14 protein-coding genes are annotated in these 22,453 nt (G+C 47.3%); 10 read left to right on the plus strand and 4 right to left on the minus strand.

Features of this window, described 5'->3' with window-relative positions:
* Nucleotides 1-111: 111 nt before the first annotated feature.
* Nucleotides 112-3,618 carry a T9SS type B sorting domain-containing protein gene (locus OGH69_RS03765; protein WP_265173113.1) on the minus strand — a complete coding sequence of 1,169 codons (3,507 nt, stop codon included), beginning with the start codon at nucleotides 3,616-3,618 and terminating at the stop codon, nucleotides 112-114.
* 473 nt (nucleotides 3,619-4,091) lie between these two features.
* Here OGH69_RS03765 and OGH69_RS03770 point away from each other — a divergent pair, with 473 nt between their 5' ends.
* The gene (locus OGH69_RS03770; RefSeq protein WP_265173114.1) at nucleotides 4,092-5,126 is read left to right on the plus strand and encodes a glycosyltransferase family protein; all 1,035 of its coding nucleotides are present in this window, start codon (nucleotides 4,092-4,094) and stop codon (nucleotides 5,124-5,126) included.
* Nucleotides 5,095-6,468, plus strand: coding sequence for a GH1 family beta-glucosidase (locus tag OGH69_RS03775; protein ID WP_265173115.1), 1,374 nt, complete (start codon nucleotides 5,095-5,097; stop codon nucleotides 6,466-6,468). The genes OGH69_RS03770 and OGH69_RS03775 overlap by 32 nt, the downstream gene beginning before the upstream one ends.
* 641 nt (nucleotides 6,469-7,109) lie before the next feature.
* On the opposite strand, the gene OGH69_RS03780 is transcribed toward OGH69_RS03775, so the two are convergent.
* A complete protein-coding gene (locus tag OGH69_RS03780) occupies nucleotides 7,110-7,970 on the minus strand; it encodes a UDP-2,3-diacylglucosamine diphosphatase (RefSeq protein WP_265173116.1) in 861 nt (286 codons plus the stop codon).
* Between the two features lie 221 nt (nucleotides 7,971-8,191).
* Here OGH69_RS03780 and OGH69_RS03785 point away from each other — a divergent pair, with 221 nt between their 5' ends.
* From OGH69_RS03785 to OGH69_RS03810, 6 genes are all read left to right on the plus strand, one after another.
* Entirely contained in the window at nucleotides 8,192-8,512 is a 321-nt protein-coding gene (locus OGH69_RS03785; RefSeq protein ID WP_265173117.1) for a hypothetical protein, read from the plus strand.
* Nucleotides 8,513-8,626: 114 nt separating this feature from the next.
* Nucleotides 8,627-12,118, plus strand: coding sequence for a sensor histidine kinase (locus OGH69_RS03790; protein WP_265173118.1), 3,492 nt, complete (start codon nucleotides 8,627-8,629; stop codon nucleotides 12,116-12,118).
* A 1-nt stretch (nucleotide 12,119) separates the two neighbouring features.
* Nucleotides 12,120-14,240 (plus strand): sensor histidine kinase, encoded by a 2,121-nt coding sequence (locus OGH69_RS03795; protein WP_265173119.1) that lies wholly within the window; start codon nucleotides 12,120-12,122, stop codon nucleotides 14,238-14,240.
* Nucleotides 14,241-14,251: 11 nt separating this feature from the next.
* On the plus strand, nucleotides 14,252-16,372 hold the full coding sequence (locus OGH69_RS03800) for an ATP-binding protein (RefSeq protein ID WP_265173120.1): 2,121 nt from the start codon (nucleotides 14,252-14,254) through the stop codon (nucleotides 16,370-16,372).
* Between the two features lie 95 nt (nucleotides 16,373-16,467).
* A complete protein-coding gene (locus OGH69_RS03805) occupies nucleotides 16,468-16,845 on the plus strand; it encodes a response regulator (RefSeq protein ID WP_265173121.1) in 378 nt (125 codons plus the stop codon).
* Entirely contained in the window at nucleotides 16,845-17,888 is a 1,044-nt protein-coding gene (locus tag OGH69_RS03810; RefSeq protein ID WP_265173122.1) for an adenylate/guanylate cyclase domain-containing protein, read from the plus strand. The genes OGH69_RS03805 and OGH69_RS03810 overlap by 1 nt, the downstream gene beginning before the upstream one ends.
* A 66-nt stretch (nucleotides 17,889-17,954) precedes the next feature.
* Here the strand turns inward: OGH69_RS03810 and OGH69_RS03815 are convergent, their stop codons facing one another.
* Together OGH69_RS03815 and OGH69_RS03820 are read right to left on the minus strand one after the other, a co-directional pair.
* The gene (locus tag OGH69_RS03815) at nucleotides 17,955-18,824 is read right to left on the minus strand and encodes a YitT family protein (protein ID WP_265173123.1); all 870 of its coding nucleotides are present in this window, start codon (nucleotides 18,822-18,824) and stop codon (nucleotides 17,955-17,957) included.
* Nucleotides 18,821-19,399: an HD domain-containing protein gene (locus OGH69_RS03820; RefSeq protein WP_265173124.1), complete on the minus strand. Its 579-nt coding sequence runs from the start codon at nucleotides 19,397-19,399 to the stop codon at nucleotides 18,821-18,823. Before OGH69_RS03820 ends, OGH69_RS03815 begins: the two co-directional genes overlap by 4 nt.
* 146 nt (nucleotides 19,400-19,545) lie before the next feature.
* On the opposite strand from OGH69_RS03820, the gene OGH69_RS03825 reads away from it, so the two are divergent.
* Nucleotides 19,546-21,690: a glycoside hydrolase family 97 protein gene (locus OGH69_RS03825; RefSeq protein WP_265173125.1), complete on the plus strand. Its 2,145-nt coding sequence runs from the start codon at nucleotides 19,546-19,548 to the stop codon at nucleotides 21,688-21,690.
* A gap of 149 nt (nucleotides 21,691-21,839) precedes the next feature.
* The gene (locus OGH69_RS03830) at nucleotides 21,840-22,445 is read left to right on the plus strand and encodes a trimeric intracellular cation channel family protein (protein WP_265173126.1); all 606 of its coding nucleotides are present in this window, start codon (nucleotides 21,840-21,842) and stop codon (nucleotides 22,443-22,445) included.
* The last annotated feature ends 8 nt before the right edge of the window (nucleotides 22,446-22,453 follow it).

Below are 22,453 nucleotides of genomic sequence, written 5' to 3' on the forward strand. Positions count from 1 at the left end.
AATTTCTTAAAAGTTATGTTATAGTTGCCTGATTATGATTTAATTGTAAACAACGTTAACAAAAAGTTAAAGCCGCCTTTTGGGGCGGCTTTACAATACAAAGCTTAATTTTTAGTTCTCCTGGCGGTTGATATACACCCATCCTGTGAGTGATTGGCCTTGGGTTTCAATCATGTAATAGTACGTGCCTGTTGGCAGCTCATCGCCATTGTCGGCCTGGCCGTGCCATTGGTTGGTATAGTTGCTTTTGGCATATACCTCCTGCCCGTAGCGGTTAAATATTGCTATCTTGCTGGCTTGCAGTCTTGTAATGTCAAAATTGTCATTCCTGGTGTCGTTGTTTGGCGATATCCCCCTAGGAATGCTGCAGAATGCATTGTCAACTGTGAAGCTGTATGTGGCCTCGCATCCGGCAGCTGTAGTAACTGTAACCCGTATCTGGATTGGAAAGTCGCTGATAGTGATGTTGTTATCAGCCACATATCGGTTAGCGTTGAATGTGTTTTCGTTGTCGCCTACAATCATCCCTGCCTCATTTCGCCATTCGAAATTGGCGGTTGCAATGTCGAATGAATTATCAACAGGAAGCGCTTCCAAAATATAATTGCTTCCAAAAACGGTATCCCTGCACCCCTGTGTACCGGTGATTTGTGGTCCTGCCGGGAGGATATTTAGGGTAGTGGGTGATGAAACTGTGGTACATCCCTGGAGGTTTTTTGCGGTAACCGTGTAGGTATTTCCGGGTATAAGGCCGGTGAACGATGTTCCGGTTTGGAAATTCAACCCGTCGATACTGTAAGTAATATCTGTTCCCTGATTTGTTACAGTAATGCTTCCCGTAGGTTCGGCACACGTCGGCTGGGTTATGGCAAGGATCGGTACGGCAGGCCCGGCAGGTGCAGGGTCTACCATATGGTTTATGCTGACCGAGGTACAGCCCACCGCATTTTTCACCGTTACCGTATAGGTGCCCGGAACAAGTCCTTCAAAAACAGGGCTCCCCTGGAAGTTAACACCGTCAAGGCTGTAGGTAACGCCCGCAAGCGGATCGGTGATGGTAATGGTACCCGATGGCACGTCACAGGTAGGCTGTGTAATGGACACTGTAGCCGGTGCCGGAGCATTAGGCACGGCATTGATAGTGATATTGCCTGTTATTGAGGTACAGCCCGCCGCGTTCTTCACGGTAACAGTATAGGTGCCGGGTAGGAGCCCTGCAAATTGTGTCCCTGCCTGGAAGTTGGTCCCGTCAATGCTGTAGGTCATTCCGGCAGGTGTATCTACAGTAATGGTTCCTGTAGGCAGGGTGCAGGTGGGCTGGGTAATTGTTACGCCGGCTACGGCAGGGGCATTTGGCACGGTATTGACTGTAATATTTCCGGTAACCGATGTGCACCCTTCGGCATTTTTCACGGTTATGGTATAGGTACCCGGCACCAGCCCGCTGAAGGTAGCAGTTGTGCCAAAATTTGTTCCGTCGATGCTGTAAGTAAGTCCTGCCGGCGCATCAACCGTTATGGTTCCTGTTGGTGTTGTGCAGTCCGGCTGGGTCACTGTCACATCGGCTATGGCAGGTACGGTTGGCGCAGCATCGATGATGATGTTTCCGGTTACCGATGTACACCCTGCGGCATTTTTCACGGTTACAGTATAAGTGCCCGGTGTCAGGCCTGCAAATGATGGGGTGCCACTGAAGTTGGTACCATCAAGGCTGTAAGTTACACCCACTAACGGATTGGTTATGGTTATCGTGCCCGAGGGAGTGGCGCAGTCCGGCTGTGTTACTACATAAGTAGCTACCGCAGGAGCTCCCGGAACCGCGTTGATGACGATGTTGCCCGTGATGGAGGTACATCCTTCGGCATTCTTCACGGTGATGTTATAGGTCCCCGGAACAAGCCCGGCAAATGAGGTAGCAGTGCCAAAGTTCACACCGTCTATGCTATAGGTCATTCCCGCAGGCGTATTTACAGTAATGGTGCCGGTAGGTACGGTACAGGTGGGCTGTGTCACCGTTACATCGGCGACTGCCGGTGCATTAGGTACTGCATTAATGGTAATGCCGGCTGTTTCCGATGTACATCCTGCTGCATTTTTCACGGTAATGGTATAAGTGCCGGGTACAAGCCCTGCAAACGAAGTGGCAGTATCAAAGGTTGTCCCGTCGATGCTGTAGGTCATTCCCGCTTCTGTTGGGGCGGTAACATTGATGGTTCCCGTAGGAACGGTACAGGTAGGCTGCACCACGTTAAATGTCGCTACATCGGGTGCGCCGGTTATCGGGTTCACGGTAACGGTTTGGGTAGCAGTACAGTTGCCCGGTGACGACTGTATGGTAAGGGTATAAGTGCCGGGTGTAAGGCCGGTAAATGTGTTGGAAGCCTGGAAAGGCCCGCTGTTCAGCTTGTAGGTAAGCCCTGCGCCCAGTACAGGTGTAATGGTAAGGGTTGCCGTACCGAGGGTACAGTCGGATGTAATGTTGGTGGTAACCACAGGAGAGGGCAGTACGGTAAGCGTTACGCTGTTACTCAGCAGGGTACAGCCCGGAGCAGCTATTTCGCAGTAATATTGGTTGCCGTTGAAAGCATAAGGCACAGGGTCGATGATAAGCATTGATGTGGTAGCGTCAAAATAGTTGCTGCCTGTTACGTTTACCCAGTTGCCTGAGCTGTCCAGCATTTTCCACTGGAAGCTGAAGCCTGTGGCGTCATCCAGCGCTACCGAAAGTACGGCAAAACCGTTGTCGCAGGTGTCGCCGCTGTCCTGCGGTTGTGCTGTAATCGTTGGAGGATCGGTTACAGCGGCATTGTGCACACCGAGGTTGGCACAGCTGAAGCTGCTCGTGATGGACCAGTCCGAAGCGATGTAGCTGTCCGATGGCGCTGTGGCATCAGGATTGCGTATTACGGTGTACCATGCATTTACAGGTGCGCGGGCAATATCTATTATAGTACCGTTCTTCTTCAATTTGAACTCGTCGTTGCCGTTGATCCCCCCGCCCAGGTTAGCAACCGTGGTTACCGTGCATCCCTGCACACCCGATCCGTAGCTAGAAACAAGGTAGGTAGAATGCGGCGCAATTGAACCCGGAAGGGTGAGGATGTAGCCGTTTGTAGGGTCAGTGTCACCTACTTCGCCATAGCGCTCCAGCACATACTGCCCGCCAAAGGTAATGGTATTGTCGGTAGGGTTATACAGCTCAATAACCCCGTAGCTGCCGGGATTATGGTCATAAAGTTCGGATATGTATACGTCGCCGCCTGCGGGTGGGTTACAGTCTGAATTCATGAGGGTAAAGTTACCTCCCGATGCAGCGGGGCATCCTCCGGAAATGACGCTCACGGCGCCATTGGCCGCAGTAACCGGAACAACTGCTGTAACAACGGTGTTGGATACTATCGTAAAACTCGCAGCATTAACGCCGTTGAACTGCACGGCTGTAATGGCCGGACCCGACTGGAAGTTGTTTCCGGTTATGGCCACTACCGTATTGGCAGGGCCCGAAGAGGGTGATATTGTGGTGACTGAGGGGCATTGTGCCCGGGCAGCAAGGGTGCCTGACAGAGCAATCAGGAATGTGAACATCCTGAAAACGGATAGCTTGATTTTTTTTTGCATTGTTCTTCTTTTGGTTATGTGCAAATGCGGCGCAAGTTAAGGTGCGTTACAAGAACATCCCGTTACTACAGTTTTATGAAATAGTTATTTGTTGGAGGGCTAAACCTCGCCCCCCGATAGTTATCGGGACTCTCCAAAGGAAAGGGGGAGAATGCACTCATGCCGTATAGTCCTCACCCCGGCCCTCTCCAAAGGAGAGGGTGACGGCACGTAACACTCCTGCCGGTTATAGATTCTAATATTTAGGCTTGAGTAAGCACACCCGGGGGAAGCTGCTCCCCTCTCCTTTGGAGAGGGGTTGGGGTGAGGTCTGCTCTAAATCCATAATAACCATTTAGTAACAATTAAATCACGGCATCTAAACCTCCTCCTGATTCCGCTCCCATATTTTTGCTAACGATTATTTAAAGATGGCTAAACTTTGCCGCAATACCGGGTCGGTTTGCAGCGGTATAACCTTATTGTATCGTAAAATGAAGATACTTTATGCAATCCAGGGTACCGGTAACGGACACCTGAGCAGGTCGATGGACGTAGTGCCCTGCCTTATGAAGCACGGTGACGTAGATGTTATCGTGAGCGGTATCCAGGGCGATCTCTCACTGCCGTTTCCGGTTAAGTACAAATTCAGGGGACTAAGCTTTATCTTCGGGAAAACCGGGGGCGTAAGCCTGTGGAAAACTTTTGCGAAGACCAACTTCAGGCGGTTGCGGAAGGAAATCAGAAACCTGCCGGTAGAAAAATATGACCTTGTAATCAACGATTTTGAGCCGGTATCGGCATGGGCCTGCTATTTTAAGAACAAGCCCTGCATATCCCTCAGCCATCAGTCGGCCGTACTCGCGCCCAGCGCGCCGCGCCCGGAGCATGAGGATATGATGGGCAAGCTGATACTTAATAACTATGCCCCCTCGTCAGCCGCTTACGGGTTTCATTTTACAGCCATCGGCGATACTATTTTTACACCCGTAATCCGCCAACAGGTCAGGGAACAGGAAGTGGCCGACAAAGGCCATTATACGGTATACCTTCCGTCGTATGACGATAAGCGGCTCATCAAAAGGCTTTCTGCCTACAAAGGCATCCGCTGGGAGGTCTTTTCCAAGCACAATAAAAAGCCCTTTACTTCGGGGGCCATCACCATCCAGCCCATCAATAGCGAAAAGTTTACCAAAAGCATGGCAACATCTTCAGGCGTATTGTGTGGCGCCGGGTTCGAAACGCCTGCCGAGGCGCTTTTCCTGGGTAAAAAGCTTTTGGTTATACCCATGAAAAGCCAGTATGAGCAGCACCTGAACGCTGCAGCGCTCAAAGCCATGGGTGTACCTGTGGTGAAAAGCCTGAAAAAAAAGCACCAGGCGGTCATCTCGGCCTGGCTGGCAGACGATAAGCGTGTTAAGGTAAACTATCCTGATATGACCCGGGAGATAATAGACAGGCTCGTTGAGAAGCACGGGCCGGCAGCAATTACAAACAATGAAAGCGCCAGGAAAACAAATGGAGCTTAAAGATAATTTATTCAACAGGGCCCTTTTTGGCGATGATTTCAAATGGGGTGTCTCTACTGCCGCCTACCAGATAGAAGGCGGTCACGATGCCCACGGCAAAGGGCCGTCGGTATGGGATGTATTCACGGCCAAAAGCGGTGCCATACCCAGCGGCCACCATGGCAATACAGCCTGTGATTTTTACAATACCTATCCCCAAGACATTGCCGTCCTCAAAGAGCTTGGCATCCCCAACTTCAGGTTTTCCCTGTCATGGTCACGGATCATTCCCGCAGGGACAGGCGAAGTAAATGAACATGGCATCGACTTTTACAACAGGGTCATCGATACCTGCCTGGCCAACGGTATAGAGCCGTGGGTCACTCTATACCATTGGGACCTGCCCCACGAGCTCGACCTTAAAGGCGGATGGGCCAACAGGGAAGTGGTTGAATGGTTTAAGGAGTTTGTGCAGGTGTGCGCCAAAGCGTTTGGCGATCGGGTAAAATACTGGATGGTGATGAACGAGCCCATGGTGTTTACCGGCGCGGGCTACTTTTTGGGACTGCATGCCCCGGGAAAAAAAGGCCTGAATAACTTCCTTCCGGCGGTGCACCATGCCGTGCTGGCTATGGCCGAAGGGGGCAGGACTTTGCGGAGCCTGTTGCCCGATGCGCAGATAGGCACGACCTTTTCATGCTCTCACATAGAACCGTATACGTCAGGCCGTAAGGATGTAGTGGCGGCACGCCGGGTAGACGCCCTGCTCAACAGGCTGTTCATTGAACCGATACTCGGCATGGGGTATCCTGAAGAGGACCTGCCGGTAGCGAAGAAACTAAAAAAGTACATGAAGCCGGGAGACAGCGGGCTAATGCAATTTGATTTCGATTTCATAGGCATACAGAACTATACCCGCGAAATAGTAAAGCACTCCATATTTGTGCCTTACCTGAATGCGGTGCTGGTAAAAGCCGAAAACCGCAAGGTGCCGCTTACCGCCATGGGATGGGAAATATACCCGCCTGCCATATACCACATGCTGAAAAAATATGCTGAGTATGAAAATATGCCAAAGCTGTACATTACCGAAAATGGCGTGGCCTTTCCGGACACGGCAGTCGGCGGCAAAGTAAATGACCCTGAGCGTATACACTACATCAAAAGCCACCTGAGGCAGGTGCTCAGGGCTAAGGAAGAAGGTGTTGATGTGCAGGGCTATTTTGTGTGGACGCTCCTTGATAATTTTGAATGGGCCGAAGGCTACCACCCGAGGTTTGGATTGGTGCATGTGGATTTCGAAACGCAGCAGCGCATCATCAAATCCTCCGGGCATTGGTACAAAGCTTTTTTGAACGGTTAGCTGTCTTTCCATTTGATTCAGGAGAAATCCCCTCTTCCATTTCGACCGGCGGGAGAAATCTCTAATTCACGGATGTTAAATGGGATTTCTCACTCCGCAGGCTCCGTTCGAAATGGGAAACGCATCTCTGCGGCAGGAGGGCTCCTCTTCCATTTCGACGAGCGGCGAGATCTCTACTTTACGGATGTTAACTGGGATTTCTCTCTCCGCAGGCTCCGTTCGAAATGGAAAACGGATATCTGCGGCAGGAGGGCTCCTCTTCCATTTCGACCGGCGGGAGAAATCTCTACTTTACTTACGGATGTTAATTGGGATTTCTCTCTCCGCAGGCTCCGTTCGAAATGGAAAACGCATCTCTGTGGCAGGAGGGCTCCTCTTCCATTTCGACCAACGGGAGAAATCTCTACTTTACTTACGGATGTTAAATGGGATTTCTCACTCCGCAGGCTCCGTTCGAAATGGAAAATCCATCTCTGTGGCAGGAGGGCTCCTCTTCCATTTCGACCGACGGGAGAAATCTCTACTTTACTTACGGATGTTAAATGGGATTTCTCACTCCGCAGGCTAAGTTCGAAATGGAAAACCGTATCAGGAATGAGTGGAGCTCCCATCTTTGGGGTTAGGTGCATTAGTCAGGGCGCTTACTCCGTATCCAGCTTAAACTGTATCAGCAACGATTTTACATCGAGCATGGTGTTGAGGTCCTCGGTATCGAAGGCATCTTCAAACTCATCTTCCTCATCGTCAGGAAGCTTTTTATAATCCTCCCTGTAGTTGAAAATGCTCCATTGCCCCAGGTTATATTCCAGCGCGGTCAGGCTTTCTACCCAGTCGCCCGAGTTAAGGTACATCACCCTTCCTTTGGGGGTTGTAATTTCACGCATTTCGGGCTGGTGGATGTGCCCGCAGATAACATAGCTGTAGCCTTTGTCTATGGCCAGTTCTGCAGCAGTATTCTCAAAGTTGTTGATGAACTTCACGGCGTCCTTAAAGCTTTTCTTGATCTTTTGCGAAAAGCTCATCTTCTCGCGTCCCATTTTGGTAAGGCACCAGTTGGCAAAGCTGTTGATGAGAATTAAGGTATCATAGCCCACAGCCCCCATTTTGGCAAGCCATTTTGAATTCTGCATCGTCACGTCGAATACATCCCCGTGGAAGAACCATGCCTTTTCGCCATCGAGCTTCATCACGAGCTTATTCTGCAGGCGGAAGCTGCCCAGGTTGAGGTCGGCAAACTTGCGCAGCATCTCATCGTGGTTGCCGGTAAGGTAGTATACCGGTACGCCGTCGGACACGAATTTCATGATGCGGCGCAGTACCTTCATGTGCGACTCCGGCCAGTAGGATTTGCTGAACTGCCAGATGTCGATGATATCGCCGTTCAGGATGATCTGTTTGGGATTAATGCTTTTCAGGTAGCGCAGGAGCTCTTTGGAGTGGCAGCCGTAAGTGCCCAGGTGCACGTCAGAAATTACAACTAAGTCTACTTCTCGTTTTCTCATACCATTTAATCAGTCAGGTGTACTTAAATTGCAAGGCAAGTAAGCTTTTTAGTTTAAAGTATGTGTTAAGCCATTTTTATCGTTATATGGTTTTTTAACATTTATATTTTGTGAATTTTCTTAATAAAAACAAACTGAACAGTTAAAAGTATAATGATTTGGTAATTGGTTCTTAACATCGAAAAAGTGTGGTTAAGATAATTTCGTACAAAATTTATTTGATGGGATTATTCAAAAAAAAGAAGGGAACAAAAGATTACAGTGCAGAGCGGCTATTTAAGGATGCTGTTAAAGAAATAAATGAACTGTATGATGATGTTAGGTCGGACTATTCTGAAGTTGAAAGTGTTATGGAGGATTTTTCTAAGTTCATAGAAGAAATGAAAAGCCGCCTGGATACTAAAGATGCCGAAAAGCTTGAGGATTTTTCCATCCGTTTCAAAAAAATGGCTACCTGTGCAAAAAATACCGTACGCGACCTGCGCGATGTATCACGCAACCACAAAAAGCGCCTTGCCGAGATAAAAAGGGAGAGGGAGTAGCTTTTTTATAGCTTTTTCAGTCAGATTTCAGGCAATTTTTTCACTGGCGATTGGGTTGCGCCAAAAAATTAATATATTTAACACTATATTAAGGACTCCTTGTCCGGCCAACCTATGAAACAACATTATCTCTCGCTTTTTACATTTTTACTGCTTTCCTTCTCCTGCTTTTCACAGGGCAAAAAAACCTTCGAATATATTACCATGGAGGACGGCTTGCCGGAAAACCGGGTGACCTCGCTGCTGCAGGACAAAAAAGGCTATGTATGGATAGGGACACAAAACGGATTGGTGCGGTATGATGGGTACACTACCAAGCCTTATGACCTAAGAACTTCTGCCAGGGTGGACTTTTATTACATCAACTGCCTTTATGAAGACAATAAAGGGACTATTTGGGTGGGTACAGAGTATGCCGGGCTTTACCGTTACGACGCCACTCTCGATAAATTTGTCCTTGCCGAAATGGGCAAGGGCGCCAACCTGAAAAAGAAATCGATAAAAGCAATCAGCAGCGACAGCAAGGGAAATATATGGCTCATTACAAAAAATGAGAACAATGAGGTAAGTTTTGGCGGAGAAAAAAACAACGACCTGTACCAATATGATCCTGCCGGGAAAAAAACCGTCGCGTTTGGCGCTGCGCATAAAGGGAAGAATAAAATTGAGGCTTCGGTTTTTAACATCCTCAACGCCGACAGTACCGGCAGGATATGGCTTGGTACCGATAACGGCCTTTTTGGCTACGATGCCGGGCAGCAAAAGTTTACGCGTTTTGTAAATGAAGACATATCAGGCTTAAAGAATATTAACTTCATACTGGAATCCCCGTCGCAAAAAGGTGTGCTATGGCTTGCCAGGAGCGGTTTTTATAATCCGGGCGGCGGCGTTGTGCGGTTTAACCCTTCAGTGAATACCGTAAAGCGCTACCTGGAGCAAAATGGCCTTGCTTCGGATACTGTTTTCAGCCTGTACAAAGACAGCCGTAAAAGGCTTTGGGCAGGTACATTGAAAGGCCTGTCGCTTATAGATGAGAAGACGGGTGCTATAAAGAATTACCTGCCTCCGGACTCCCAAAATTTAAGCTATGTTGCGGCTATTTGCGGAATGGCCGAAACCCGTGAGGGCAATTTGTGGCTGCTTACTCCGGCAGGAAAATTGCTGTTTGAAACCAAAACGGGCAATTTTACCCGCTATACGGCTAATAATGGGAATGCCCGCGGCATGGAGCACTTTTCTTTTAATTATACCCTCCAACCCCTCATGGACCGTAGCGGCACGCTGTTTGTGCCAACCCTCGACCTGGGCCTTATGCGCCTGAATAACCAGAAGTCGCACTATACGTTCCTGAAGGATGACCCTGGAAAGGAAAAGGGGTATAACGGCGGGATGGTGTATAAAATAGCCCGCAGCCAAAACGGCCTGTACTGGCTTGCAACAAAAAATGGCATTATAAAATGGGACAGGGCTGCCAATACATTCGAAACGATTCCTGATAAGGATAGTAAACAGTCCGCCTGGAATGTAGTTGCAGCACCGGATGGGAAAATATGGTACACGCTTTTTGCAGGCGGATTGTATTGTTACGATCAGGCAACCGGTAAAGTTAAAACCTATGTAAATGATCCTGCTGATCCAAAAAGCCTTCCGGCTAATAACGCCTACACTTTACTTTGCGACAGTAAAGGCAGGGTTTGGATAGGTACCTATGGTGCAGGGCTCTGCCGCTTTGATAATGCTGCACAGTCGTTTGTGAGGTATCCATACATTGTAAGGGAAGGCAAGGAAATGCCCAAAACCGACAAGCTTGACGACAGCAACGTGGTTTCGATACACGAGGACAGCAAAGGGAGGATATGGGTTGGCACCAACTTTGGCGGACTGAATCTTTTAGACGAACAAACAGGAAAATTTTCTGCCTACAACGATGCCTCCATAGGGATGATGTGCATTACCTCGTTCTTTGAAGATAAAAATGGCATCATATGGACGGGATCCTACCTGCACGGGCTTTTCAGGATTGATACCAAAACAGGAAAAATAAAAGTATACCGACAGGAAGATGGCTTGCTGGCCAATAACGTACAGGGCATTAACCAGGATAATGAAGGTAATTTGTGGATAGCTTCTGAAAGGGGACTGACTAAATTTAACCCAAAAACCGGGCGCTCCACGCATGTAACCAAAGCGAACGGATTGCCGGAAAGCCAGTTTATACGGCCTGCTTACAAGGATGCCGGCGGCGATTTTTTTATGCTTTCAAAACGTGGAATGGTAATTTTCAATCCGGGAGAGATAAAAACGAACCCCGTGCCACCTTCTACACAAATCCAATCGGTTTCATGGCCGGGTGAAGACCGTAACGAAAAAACACTATTCCTTAAGGGGGACGAAACGCCTGAGCTCGCACACGACGAAAACAGGCTAACCTTTGCCTATATAGGCCTTCATTTTGATAATCCTGCGCTTAACCAATACCGTTATAAGCTGGAAGGTTATGACAAGGCGTGGGTTGATGCGGGAACACAGCGTTCAGCTACGTATACCAACCTTTCGCCCGGCACCTATACCTTTAAGGTAAAAAGCGCCAATGCCGATGGTGTATGGGATGAAAAGGGCAGCAGCATTACTGTAACCATACTGCCCCCATGGTGGAGTACCTGGTGGGCCTGCCTGATTTATGCGATGGTGTTTGCGGCTGCATTACGTGGGTACATTGTGTATCGCTCCCGTGCATTGCAAAAGCAAAACCGGGCGCTGGAAGAAAAAGTGGCACTTCGTACAGAAGAACTCAATGCCTCGCTGGAAAGCCTGAAGACCACACAAAACCAGCTGATACAATCGGAAAAAATGGCCAGCCTGGGCGAGCTTACAGCAGGCATTGCACACGAGATACAAAACCCTCTCAACTTCGTTAATAATTTTAGTGAGGTCAGTGTTGAACTTTTAGACGAAATGGGCGAAGAGCTCGATAAAGGGGATGTTGAAGAAGCCAGGGCAATAGCAGTTGACATTAAGCAGAACCTTGAAAAGATAAACCATCATGGCAGGCGCGCCGACGGTATCGTGAAAGGCATGCTGCAGCACAGCCGGGCCTCATCAGGACAAAAAGAGCCAACCGACATCAATGCGCTGGCAGATGAATATTTAAGGCTGGCTTATCATGGGTTAAGGGCAAAAGATAAATCGTTTAATGCCGAGCTGGTTACCCATTTTGATGAAAACCTGCCAAAAGTGAATACCATCCCGCAGGATTTAGGCCGGGTACTGCTCAATTTGTTTACCAATGCTTTTTATGCTACACAGGAAAAGAGTAAGCATTCACAGTCACAGGCGACAGGCTATAAGCCCACGATTACGCTAACTACAAGGCAGGCCGGCAATTCGGTCGAGGTCATTGTGAACGATAACGGTACCGGCATTCCCGATACCATAAAGGACAAGATACTGCAGCCGTTCTTTACCACCAAGCCAACGGGAGAGGGTACAGGATTGGGACTGTCGCTGAGCTATGACATAGTGGTAAAAGGCCATGGCGGCACAATTGCCATTAATAGTAAAGAAGGTGAGGGGTCTGAATTTATAATCAGCATCCCGATAGCATAATATGAAGCAGTATTTACATATCATTCTTTTGCTCGTTAGCCTGTGCGTATATCCGCAGGATAAAATGCCGCCGGCTTTAGAGATTGCTAACGATACGGCAGTAAGCATACCTTTTCCGAAAAGCAGGCTGCAGTATTTTACAGAAAAAGGCAAACCGCTTTCGTTGCAGGAGGTGTTGAAGCCCGGAAAGCAATCGGCTTTTCAATCGCTTACTGACAGTTCGAATGTTGAAATACTCCCGGGGGAGGCTTTTTGGATACGTTACAGGATAAAAAATGCGACCGGCAAGCCGTTGGGCATAACCATCCCTGAAAGTGTAGGGCATGCTACTGTATACATAGCCGGACCGGACGGGAGTTGGAGCCATTTTGAAACAGGCACTCAGATCGCGCACAGTAAACGCGACGGTTATAAGAGGATCATGCATATTCCGTATACAATTCCGGCCAATTCGGTTGTCACTGTTTATGAAAGGAATTTCGAGCGAATGTATAAAGTATCTGTGAACGTGAGCATAGGTATAGATAGGAATGTGGTTAGGGAAGCCTACGTTGAAAATGACAGCTACATAACCAATATAATCATCGCCTCCGGGCTTTTCGGCTTTTTCCTGTTTGCCGCCATTTTCAACCTGTTCTTTTTTTACACCGTACGGGAAAAAGTATACCTTATGTATGGGTTGCTGCTGATATTTTTGGCGCTGGATGTGTTTTCCTGGCCGCTGGTAACCATAATTTTTAAAGAATATCCGGGTTTTAGGATCATTGACAGTTTTATAGGCTCCACGGTAAATTTTACCCTGTTTACCCTGGTATCGCTCAGGTTCATGCAGGCCTCTAAGCATTATCCCCTGTGGAACAGGATCCTTATAGGCTCTGCGATCGTATTCTTTATGGTATCAGCATACCGTTATTTCATCACCGATTTATCTTCGGATGCGCTGGGTACAGTGATATGGTGGATACGTTTTTGCGTAGTGATGGGTATAATGGTTATACTGGTCATTGGCCTTGTCAGGAAACAGCGTTTTGCAATCATGCTGGCATTGGCAATGATACCGTTTTTGATTGTATTCATTTTGATGCTGACGCACATAGCAGATTATCCATGGCTTATTAATTGCTCGTTCATTTGGGCGATTTTGGTGCTGTCCTGGTCGCTTTTCCAGCGGTACAAGCACCTTCAGCAAGAAAATGCACGCCAGGCCCTGGAAAAGGAGCAGGAACGCAACGAGATGATTGCAAGGCAAAATGAATTGCTGGAGCACCAGGTCGCCGAACGCACATCGGAACTTACCCAATCGCTGGCAGAGTTGAAACAGACGCAAAGCCAGCTTATCCAATCGGAAAAAATGGCCAGCCTGGGTGAACTTACAGCCGGCATTGCACACGAGATACAAAACCCGCTCAACTTCGTTAATAATTTTAGCGATGTGAGCATCGAGCTGCTGGATGAAATGGACGAAGAGCTGGATAAAGGCGATGTGGAAGAAGCGAAAGCAATAGCCGGGGACATTAAGCAAAACCTTGAAAAGATAAACCATCATGGCAGGCGTGCCGACAGTATCGTGAAAGGCATGCTGCAGCACAGCCGCGCCTCATCAGGACAAAAAGAACCTACAGATATTAATCTGTTGGCAGATGAGTACCTGAGGCTTGCCTATCATGGATTACGCGCCAAGGACAAATCGTTCAACGCAGAACTTGTTACCCAGTTTGATGAAAACCTGCCTAAAGTAAAAGTGATACCGCAGGATTTGGGGCGGGTACTGCTCAATTTGTTTACCAATGCTTTTTATGCAACGCAGGAGAAAAAGAAAAGCCCCCCAACCTCCAAAGGGGGAGATGCGGGACTGTATAAACCGACAGTTGAGGTAGTGACAAGGCAGGTGGGCAACTCAATAGAAATCAGCGTTAAAGACAATGGCACGGGCATACCTGATGCCATTAAAGATAAGATATTGCAGCCATTCTTTACCACCAAGCCTACCGGTGAGGGTACCGGGCTTGGACTCTCTTTGAGCTATGACATTGTGGTGAAGGGCCATGGCGGACATATAACAATAGAGAGCGAAGAACAGGTTTTTACTACCTTTACCATCACAATCCCATTGGCAGAATAAAACGTACGGGCATGAAAAAACATATATTATATTTTCTATTATTTATCACGTTTTCGGCAATCGCCCAAAACCAGTGGCCTGAACCTTTTCCGGTAAACAACAGCATACCCTTAGATGTAGATATTCCTGATGAAAACTGGCAGCAGCTCAATACCTGGGAGGAAGAGGTAAGCTTTGCAAAAGTGCTTACGCCAAAATATACCGCCTGGTTTAAAAATCCTGAGGATATAGATAGTGACATGCGTACAGATTTTCATTCTTGGGCGCGTTACAAGCTCAAAAATACGTCGGACATCCCTGTAACAATTACATTTTCCGCAAGCAGGCGTCACGAACACATTTATATAAGCCAAAAAGGCAAATGGAAACACTTGCAAAGCGGAGATATGGTGCCCTGGAGTGAGCGGGACGGCCTGAAGGACCTGTCTAAGATACCATACACCCTCGCACCTAATGAGACGATTAGTGTATATCATGATTTTGGCGACGTTACCTTTTGGTCAAATCCCTCGCCGCGGCTGGGTAATTATCACAAAGTAATCGACAGGTATTACAAAGACCGCCCCAATTTTACAAGCGATGACCTTATATCGTTTGGTTTTTTTGGTTTTATGATCTTCGCGGTAATATTCAACCTGTTTTTTTATTATGTCACCCGCGAAAGGGTATATATGGTATTTTCATTAATGCTTACAGCCTCGGCATTCCTGCTGGCGGAGAATGCCATTTCATACCTTGCTTTCAGCGAGTGGCGAAGTGGTTACCCATTCTTCCTGACTTTTGTAGTCACGCTGTTTATAGTCATGCTTCTCCATACAGTACGCTTCTTTTTCAGGGTGCCTGTACACTTTCCCAAATGGGATAAATTTTTGGTGTACTTCTCTGTGTATATTGGGCTCAGCGGGGCACTTATTTATTTAGGCATTGTAAACCGCTGGGTGGTTTTCCTCATTGTGGTAATTGCAATAGCGGTTTTGGCATCAATAGTATTCCTCGTCGCAGCAATAATAATGATCATTTCTTTCCTTCGCAAAAAAGATAAGGAAGCCAGGCTGTTTGTCATTGCTTCGGTGCCGTTTATTTTCAGCCCTATCATAGATCCTTTGATAAATTTGATTTTCCCTTTTAATTGGGTTATCACTACCTGCGGTATGTGGACTATCATGGTGTTGTCCTGGGGTATGTTTGCCCGCTTTAAATCGTTGCAGGAGACCAATGCACGCGCAAAACTGGAGCGTGAGGAAGAACGTAACAGGCTGATTGCCGAACAGAAAAAGGAACTTGAGCAGCTGGTGGAGGAACGTACGGCAGAACTTACACAGTCATTGGCCGAATTGAAGCAAACGCAAAACCAACTGATACAGTCGGAAAAAATGGCATCACTCGGAGAGCTTACCGCGGGCATTGCCCACGAAATACAAAACCCGCTGAACTTTGTAAATAATTTTAGTGAGGTAAGCATTGAGCTTTTGGAGGAACTAAAGGAGGAGTTGCAAAAAGGCGATACCGAAGAAGCCATAGCCATTGCCGGAGATGTAACCCAAAACCTTGAAAAAATCAATCACCACGGCAAACGCGCCGATGGCATTGTAAAAGGGATGCTGCAGCACAGCCGCGCTTCCTCCGGACAAAAAGAGCCAACCGACATCAATGCGCTGGCAGATGAATATTTAAGGCTGGCTTATCATGGGTTAAGGGCAAAGGATAAATCGTTCAATGCCGAGCTGATAACGCAGTTTGATGAAAACCTGCCCAAAGTGAATACCATCCCGCAGGATTTAGGCAGGGTACTGCTCAATTTGTTTACAAACGCCTTTTATGCGACGCAGGAAAAGAAGAAGAACGCTCCTCCGGAAGCAGGATTCAGCCCGAAGCTTACCGTAACCACCTTACAAAAAGATAATGGCATAGAAATAAGGGTAAAGGACAATGGCACAGGGATCCCGGAAGAGATACAGGATAAAATATTGCAGCCCTTTTTTACTACCAAGCCTACAGGAGAAGGTACCGGGCTTGGCCTTTCGCTGAGCTATGACATTGTGGTAAAGGGGCATGGGGGGAGCATAGATATTACAAGTGAAGAAGGCGAGGGGGCAGAATTTAAGATCGTTTTACCGCTTGGTACTCCGTAATTTTTGTTTAACACAAATCGGGGTAAACAATTTTTATATCCCACAGAATTGTTACATTAGCAACATAGAGATAAAGCACCTAAAAATCCTTACTTATGAAGATACTGGTAGTAGACGATGAGGCCGATGTGCAGCCGCTTTTCCAACAGCGTTTTCGCAAAGAAATAAAGAATCATGAGCTGGATTTTGACTTTGCCCAGTCGGGCGAAGAGGCGCTGGAGTACCTCCGTGGCCATCACTCCGAAGTAGTGCTTATACTGTCCGATATCAACATGCCGGGAATGAGCGGATTGGAACTCCTGAGCAAAATCAGGCACGACTATAGCGCTCCGCCGCCTGTAGTGATGATGATTACCGCATATGGCGATGAAGAAAACCATAAGCAGGCTATGGACAGGGGAGCCAACGACTTCCTGACTAAGCCATTGGATTTTAATATGCTGAAAGATAAACTTAAACACCTTGACATATAATGGCGAAGATACTGGTAGTGGATGACGAGGCCGACCTTGAAGTATTGGTAAAACAGAAATTCCGGAAGAAGATACGGGAAAACATATACGAGTTTGTATTTGCCCAAAACGGTCAGGAAGCCCTGGACAGGGTGAAGGAACATCCGGATCTTGATATTATTTTAAGTGATATTAACATGCCGGTAATGGACGGGCTTACCTTGCTGACACACCTGCCCGAAGCCAACCCGGCTGTAAAGGCGGTTGTGGTTTCGGCTTATGGCGACCTGCAAAACATACGTGCGGCCATGAACCGCGGCGCATTCGATTTTGTGGTAAAGCCGGTAGATTTTGAAGATCTCGAGGTGACTATGGAGAAAACCATTGAGCATGTTCGCCAGATACAGCAAACGATTAAAGCCATAAAAGAGAATAACATACTGAAAATGTATGTGGATGAGAATGTGCTCAACTTCATGAACAACAAAGAATTTGAGAACACACTCCTGAAGAATGAAATGCTTGAGGCCAGCGTACTGTTTGTAGATGTATGTGGGTTTACAGCCCTTACCGAGCAAATTCCTGCCAATGAGGTGGTAAAGCTCCTGAATAGCCTTTTTGATAAAATAGTGAAAGAAGTTATAGCCCAGGGTGGCCATGTAGATAAATTTATGGGCGATGCTGTTATGGCAGTGTTCCGTGGTGATTTCCATCTTGACCGTGGTATAGATGCAGCGCTTGCCATCCGTCATGCTTTATCCGATGTACAGGAGATAGCCTTTGGCGACAAAACCTACAAGCCTGCCATATCGATAGGTGTAAATTCCGGTGAAATGGTATCAGGGAACATTGGTTCTGAATCGTTGAAACGTCTCGACTATACCGTGATTGGAGATGCCGTAAACCTGGCACAGCGACTACAGTCGGCTGCAAAGCCCGGGCAGATACTCATTACCGAACAAGTATACAACCGCGCAAAGGAATCATTCAACTGTGCTGCCGTTGGCGAATTTACCCTAAAGAACAAAGCCAATCCGGTAATGACCTATGAAGTGATTGATTAAAAGTTACAACACTAAGCAAAATCTAACGGGTAGTCATTGCCAGGAGGGAGGTATTCATCGGAAGAGTTAATGCCTCGCTTTCCTGCTCAAAATACCGCCCGCAGCTTCCTTGATGATATTGGTAAACACGAATGCCTTAGGATCTATTTCATGCACCATGTTGTTAAGCCTGCGTAACTCCATTCGGGTGACCACGGTAAACACGATGTCGCAGTCCTGGCTGATGTCGTAGCTTTCCTTCATAAAGCCCCTTTCGCCTTTATAGATGGTAATGCCACGTCCGAGCCGCATTACAAGGGCTTCTTTTATTTTTTCGCTTTCTGCGGAGATTATGGTTACACCGGTGTATTCTTCAAGCCCTTCAACTACAAAATTGATGGTCTTGGAAGCGGTGTAATAAGTAAGTATCGAATATAAAGCGGTTGGCATACCCAGTTCCACCGCAGCAACAAGGAATATGATAATGTTGATGCCCAGGATAATCTCGCTTGTAGTAAAGCTTACGCGTTTTCCCGTATACAGGGCGAGTATCTCAACGCCATCCAGCGCATAGCCACCCCGCATGGCCAACCCGATGCCGATTCCCATAAACACCCCTCCGAATATGGATACCAGCAGCTTATCGGAAGTAATTTGCGGATAATCTACAAATAGCAGGCAAAGCCCAAGCCCTACAATTGCCGTCATGGTACGGATGGCAAACGCACGGTTTACCTGGTAGGATGCCATGATGACAAAAGGGATGTTAGCAAGGATAATTACATACGCAATGTTCCAGTGGTACAGTTCATGGAAGAGGAGGGAGATACCCGTCATGCCTCCGTCGAAGAATTTGTTGGGCACTAAAAAGCCCTTCAGTGCAAAGCCGCAAAAAAGAATTCCTGCCACGGCGTAGGCAATGTCGACAAGGTTGCTTTTAGAATAAAATTGTTTCATTGTAGTCTGGCTTTTAGCCGGTTTAGGTTGTCTTGTTTTTTGGCGCTGCGCAAAGCGATGCTGGTGGGCGTGAAAAAGCGATGGTTTTCGAGGAATTTTACCTGTATGGCATCCCACTCGTTTTCATTGGCAACCACACCGTCGTGCAGCATTTCATAGTAAAGCCCTTCGCCGGTGGTAAAAAAATCGTCACGCCCCAAATAATCCAGGTCTGCATCGCAAATGATCTGCTCCGCCAGCGAACCGGGATTTTGTGGCAGCTGTGTCGCCATGATGATGCGGCATATTTCCTCAATCTCTTTTTCAGGATACCCGTACCCGGGCAATACTTCGCGCACAATGGTACAGGAACGGTTTTCATGTTCCACACGTTGGTGCAAATAACCGGCATCATGATAAACGGCGGCTACCAGCAGTAAATCCAGCATCCGTCCGTTCAGGCCTTCGGCTTTGGCTATGGCTTCTGCACGACTGTATACATCGAGCGTATGCCCCAATGTGTGGTATTTCAGGTGCTTTGGCAGGTCATCCCGCAGTTTGTCCAGCATGTAAGTGCATTCAGGGCGCTGTTGCATCTGGTTTGGAATATTTTGGCTAATATATAAAAATTAATTTTCAACAGAAACCGTTACTACAACGTTGGAGTGGTGTTGTTTATGCTTCCACAAAGGCGCAAGAGCGAATGTAAAGCCTATATTTGTGTTAGAAATAAACAACAAACATGAAGAAAGTTATTGCATTGGCCTGTTTTATGCTGGCCGTATTCGGTACTGTTGCCGCACAGGAGCTCAAATCGCCCAACGGTGCATTTACCATGAAGTTTGCGTTGCAGGCGGGTGGAGTACCTACTTACAGCCTTGTATACAAAGGCAAGGACGTAATTAAAACCAGCAGGCTCGGCCTTGAGCTGAAGAACGATAAAAAATCCCTGCTCGACGATTTTACCGTTATCGATTCCAAAACATCCTCATTTGACGAAATATGGACTCCGGTATGGGGCGAGCAGAAAACCATCCGTAACCATTACAATGAACTTGCCGTAACGTTGAACCAAAAGGGTACTGACCGGCACATCATCATACGTTTCCGTTTGTTCAACGACGGATTAGGCTTTCGTTACGAATTCCCGCAACAGGATAACCTTGCATATTTTGTAATAAAAGAAGAACGTACGCAGTTTGCCATGGCGGGCAACCACACCGCCTTCTGGATACCGGGAGATTATGACACCCAGGAGTACGACTATACAACTTCAAAGCTATCGGAAATCCGTGGCCTGGCAGAAAAGTCAAGAACGGCCAACCTTTCGCAAAAAGGGTTTGCTTCTACAGGAGTGCAGACCTCTCTGCAAATGAAAACCGATAATGGCCTGTACATCAACCTCCACGAGGCAGCGCTCATCAACTATGCGTGCATGCACCTGAACCTGGATGACAAAAATATGGTATTTGAATCGTGGCTTACGCCTGACGCAATTGGCGATAAAGGTTACATGCAGGCGCCATGCACATCGCCATGGAGAACCATTATTGCCAGCGACGATGCACGAGACATCCTTGCTTCTAAAATGACCTATAACCTAAATGAACCCTGCAAGATTGAAGATACTTCGTGGATCAAGCCTGTAAAATATGTGGGCGTTTGGTGGGAAATGATCACCGGTAAAACATCCTGGGCTTACACTGAAGAATATCCATCGGTACAACTGGGAATTACTGATTATAGCAAAGCCAGGCCAAGCGGCAAGCATGGTGCGAATACGGCTAATGTTAAAAAATACATCGACTTTGCGGCTGAACACGGATTTGACGGCGTTTTGGTAGAGGGATGGAATGTAGGATGGGAAGACTGGTTTGGCCATTCTAAGGATTATGTATTCGATTTTGTAACGCCATATCCTGACTTTGATGTAAAAGGCATTCATGAATATGCCAAATCGAAAGGCGTGAAGATGATCATGCACCACGAAACATCATCATCCGTACGCAACTATGAGCGCCATATGGACAAAGCATATAAGTTCATGAAAGACAACGGTTACGATGCCGTTAAAAGCGGCTATGTGGGCGATATATTGCCACGTGGAGAGAACCACTACAGCCAATGGATCATCAACCACTATCAATACGCTATAGAAAAGGCCGCCGGGTATAAAGTGATGGTAAATGCCCACGAGGCGGTACGCCCTACAGGTATAGCACGTACATGGCCGAACCTTATCGGCAATGAGTCGGCCCGGGGAACGGAATACCAGGCATTTGGCGGCTCGAAGCCCAACCATGTTACATTGCTGCCTTTCATGAGGCTTTTGGGCGGGCCTATGGACTATACGCCGGGCATATTCGAAATGGATATCAATAAGCTGAACCCTGATAACAATTCACATGTAAACAATACGCTGGCCAACCAGCTGGCATTATATGTTACCTTGTACAGTCCGTTGCAGATGGCGGCCGATGTTCCTGAACATTACAATAAATTCATGGATGCGTTCCAGTTTATTAAAGATGTGGCCATCGACTGGGATCAGAGCAAATACCTTGAGGCAGAGCCGGGGCAGTATATTACTGTTGCGCGCAAAGCCAAAGGCAAAAGCAGTTGGTTTGTGGGCAACGTAAACGGCGAAACACCACGCAATGCCACCGTTGACTTTGACTTCCTTGATAAAGGCAAAACATACATTGCGACCATCTATGCCGATGATAAAGATGCTCATTATAAAACCAACCCGCAGGCCTACACCATTCGTAAAGTGTTGGTTACCAGTAAGTCGAAACTGGCCCAGCTGAGCGCTCCGGGAGGTGGCTTTGCGATAAGCATTGCCGAGGCGACTAAAGACCAGATAAAAGGGCTTAAGAAGTTATAAAATTCTTTAATATGGTTTACAAGCCCTGCGGATAACGCAGGGCTTTGTTTTTTGTGACGAAACGTTGTTACAATGGCATGGTTATAGGGATTTGGACTAATTTTGTGCCAAATTCAGATGTTTCAAATACATCACAGACTTACTCAAAAATGTTTTACGCCTTAGACATTATCGGTACTGTGGCTTTTGCCATATCCGGGGCGTTAACCGCCATTAATAAAAAACTCGATTTGTTCGGGGTACTTACCATTGCTTTTGTAACAGCTGTAGGGGGAGGTACTTTGCGCGATGTGCTTACCGGCAATACTCCTGTTGCCTGGATGCTCAGCCTTAACCATGTATATGCAATCCTGCTGGGTTTTATTGTCTCAGCCTTATTTTGGCAGAAGCTCGAAAAGCTGCGGGTATCCCTGTTTTTGTTCGATACCATCGGGCTGGGTGTTTTCACTATGATCGGTATCGAAAAAGGCCTGATGTCAGAATTGCATCCGGTTATCTGCATTGCATTGGGTACCATGACGGCGTGTTTTGGTGGCGTTATCAGGGATATTTTGTGCAATGAGATACCCGTGCTCTTCCGGAAGGAAACCTTTTATGCGACAGTATGCATTTTTGGCGGGATTGTGTTCTTTGCATTGCGACGCACCGGCCTGAATACGGATATTATTTATGCCTGTTCCTCAGCGATCATCATTATTTTCAGGCTGATGGCGGTAAGGTTCAAATGGTACCTGCCGGTGCTGAAAGCCAGATAATTTTCAAG

It is taken from the genome of Flavobacterium sp. MFBS3-15, from assembly GCF_026107645.2.
In the GTDB taxonomy this organism is placed as follows: Bacteria; Bacteroidota; Bacteroidia; order Flavobacteriales; family Flavobacteriaceae; genus Flavobacterium.

Excerpts from the sequence above, each read along its gene's own strand:
- OGH69_RS03790 (WP_265173118.1), top strand. The coding sequence starts at position 8,627 with ATGAAACAACATTATCTCTCGCTTTTTACATTTTTACTGCTTTCCTTC.
- OGH69_RS03830 (WP_265173126.1), top strand. The coding sequence starts at position 21,840 with ATGTTTTACGCCTTAGACATTATCGGTACTGTGGCTTTTGCCATATCC.
- OGH69_RS03820 (WP_265173124.1), bottom strand. The coding sequence starts at position 19,399 with ATGCAACAGCGCCCTGAATGCACTTACATGCTGGACAAACTGCGGGAT.
- OGH69_RS03765 (WP_265173113.1), bottom strand. The coding sequence starts at position 3,618 with ATGCAAAAAAAAATCAAGCTATCCGTTTTCAGGATGTTCACATTCCTG.
- OGH69_RS03805 (WP_265173121.1), top strand. The coding sequence starts at position 16,468 with ATGAAGATACTGGTAGTAGACGATGAGGCCGATGTGCAGCCGCTTTTC.
- OGH69_RS03815 (WP_265173123.1), bottom strand. The coding sequence starts at position 18,824 with ATGAAACAATTTTATTCTAAAAGCAACCTTGTCGACATTGCCTACGCC.
- OGH69_RS03825 (WP_265173125.1), top strand. The coding sequence starts at position 19,546 with ATGAAGAAAGTTATTGCATTGGCCTGTTTTATGCTGGCCGTATTCGGT.
- OGH69_RS03770 (WP_265173114.1), top strand. The coding sequence starts at position 4,092 with ATGAAGATACTTTATGCAATCCAGGGTACCGGTAACGGACACCTGAGC.
- OGH69_RS03785 (WP_265173117.1), top strand. The coding sequence starts at position 8,192 with ATGGGATTATTCAAAAAAAAGAAGGGAACAAAAGATTACAGTGCAGAG.
- OGH69_RS03780 (WP_265173116.1), bottom strand. The coding sequence starts at position 7,970 with ATGAGAAAACGAGAAGTAGACTTAGTTGTAATTTCTGACGTGCACCTG.
- OGH69_RS03810 (WP_265173122.1), top strand. The coding sequence starts at position 16,845 with ATGGCGAAGATACTGGTAGTGGATGACGAGGCCGACCTTGAAGTATTG.
- OGH69_RS03775 (WP_265173115.1), top strand. The coding sequence starts at position 5,095 with ATGAAAGCGCCAGGAAAACAAATGGAGCTTAAAGATAATTTATTCAAC.
- OGH69_RS03795 (WP_265173119.1), top strand. The coding sequence starts at position 12,120 with ATGAAGCAGTATTTACATATCATTCTTTTGCTCGTTAGCCTGTGCGTA.
- OGH69_RS03800 (WP_265173120.1), top strand. The coding sequence starts at position 14,252 with ATGAAAAAACATATATTATATTTTCTATTATTTATCACGTTTTCGGCA.